Genomic DNA, 702 nt, shown 5'->3' on the forward strand with positions numbered 1-702 from the left:
TGGCGCGCGGCCCGCATCGCGTTCGAATTCGACGGCGCGTTGATCCGCGCCGCACGCGATACGGCGTCGGCCGCGCACGCGACGCTGCCGATGCTGCTGCACGCGGCGCTCAACACCGCCTTGTTCCGCGCGACGGGTGCGGCCGACCAGCCGGTCGGCGTGCTCGCGTCGACGCGCGAGCTGACGGGCGACGCGGCCCGCGAAGCGCTCGGCCTCTTCATCAATTCGGTCGTCGTGCGCACGCGGATCGACCCGGCCGCGCGTCGCGCGGACGTGCTGGCACAGGTGCGCGACACGGCACTCGCGGCCTATGCGCACGCCGACGTGCCGTTCGCGGACGTCGTCGCGGCGCTGCGCGCGCCGCGAGCCGCGCAGGCCAATCCGCTGTTCCAGGTGATGTTCAACTACCTGCGCCCGACCGGTGCCGCCGCGCGCGACTGGGCCGGCCTGTCGCTGGCCGGGTTCGACGAGGTACGCCATCGCGTCGTGTTCACGCTGGAGCTGGACGTCGTCGAGCATCCGGACGGGCGCGTGAGCGCCGCGTTCTCGTATGCGGACGAACTGCTCGACCGCCGCTTCGTCGATGCGCTCGTCGACGTTTACCACGACGAAGTCGCGCGCTTCGCCGGCGCGTCGGAAGCCGCGCTCGGCGCGCCCGACACGCATGCCGCTGCGCAAGCGTCGCCGCGCGCGCCCGCGGCA

General features: G+C 73.6%; 1 protein-coding gene. It reads left to right on the forward strand.

Annotated features, from left to right (window positions below):
• The coding region (locus tag DPV74_RS41690) for a condensation domain-containing protein (protein ID WP_240440123.1) at positions 1–702 on the forward strand (702 nt) is incomplete at both ends.

Origin of the sequence: Burkholderia sp. HAN2018, from assembly GCF_024704855.1 — a bacterium.
Lineage (GTDB): Bacteria > Pseudomonadota > Gammaproteobacteria > Burkholderiales > Burkholderiaceae > Burkholderia > Burkholderia cepacia.